Annotated in this window: 2 protein-coding genes; both read right to left on the reverse strand. The window is 59.9% G+C overall.

The features are described from left to right. The coding region (locus tag VZ95_RS13885; RefSeq protein WP_045776385.1) for a hypothetical protein at positions 1–724 on the reverse strand (724 nt) is incomplete at its 3' end. Positions 725–814: 90 nt separating this feature from the next. Further along, positions 815–1,218 (reverse strand): FliG C-terminal domain-containing protein (locus VZ95_RS13890; RefSeq protein ID WP_045776386.1); only part of this gene is annotated, 404 nt, incomplete at its 5' end.

The following is a 1,218-nucleotide window of genomic DNA, read 5'->3' on the forward strand; positions in this document are numbered from 1 at the left end:
GGGTTCCGGCTCGTACTCCGCCTCGATCTCGGGTTCCGGCTCGGGCTCGGGTTCCGGTTCGGGTGGGGGGGGGCGGCGGCGGCACGTAATCGAAGGAGCGGTCGAACAAATATTTGCGCGGCCCTACCGGAGCTTTCGGCTCGGGTTCCGATAGAGCTTCTGGCGCTGCCTCGGCATCGTCTTCGAAGCTCACCGTATCCTCGTCGGACCCATCGAAGAACGCATCGCTTATCGGCGCGTCGGCCTTGAACTCGGCGGCGTCTTCGGTTTCACCGCTCTCAAACGCCTCGTCACCGAACGAAATCGACAGGCCTTCGTCGGTCGCCGATTGGTGCGCGAGGGGTTCTAGTTCTGGATCTGGCGAGCGCAAATCGGCGAAAGGATCGGAGGGCGCGGCCTTCATTGGCAAGTCCGCCTCGGCATCTGTCCCCGATAAATCCGCATCGAAGGACGGCAATGCGTCCGTCAAGCTCTCGTCATCCCCGCCAAAATCCATTGGCGCATCCAGAGCCGCAAGTGCCGCATCCGGTGCGGCGGCTTTTGGGAGAGGGGCGTCGTCCGTTTGAGGTTCGGCAGAATCCCACGCCGCAAGATCAAAATCATCTCCGGCACCCAGATCGCTGTCCGGGGTTTTGGGTTTGGCAGCTTCTGCAGCCGTTCCCTCGGTCGACAGAACCGCATCCTCCCCATCCAGGAAGGTAAAGTCGAGCGCGTCGAAGTCCATGCCGTCGCCGCCGACAATCGAGTCGGCCGCAGCGTCAGGAGCAGAGGGGGGCAGGGGTGAGACCATGACTGCGCCTGTCTAGAGGACCAATTAGTAGATCAGCTCGTCACCGCCCTTATCCGCGATGACGATTTCACCACGGGCGGCCAGGTCTTTGGCCATTTGAACCATATACATTTGCGCTTCATCCACGTCGCGCAGACGCACAGGCCCCATCGACGCCATATCTTCCCGCAACAGCTTGGCCGCGCGTTCGGACATATTGCTGAAGAACATATCGCGCAGGGTTTCGGAAGCCCCCTTTAGCGCCATACCCAGCTTGTCTTTTTCAGTCGCGCGCAGCAGCGTTTGAATCCCGCCGCTATCAAGACGGCTGAGGTCTTCGAAGGTAAACATCAAGGCTTTGATGCGTTCCGCCGAATCCTTATTCCGCTCTTCCAGCGAGGTCATAAAGCGCTGTTCGGTATTGCGGTCGAGATTATTGAAAATATCCG

Source organism: Elstera litoralis (genome assembly GCF_000963705.1).
In the GTDB taxonomy this organism is placed as follows: domain Bacteria; phylum Pseudomonadota; class Alphaproteobacteria; order Elsterales; family Elsteraceae; genus Elstera; species Elstera litoralis.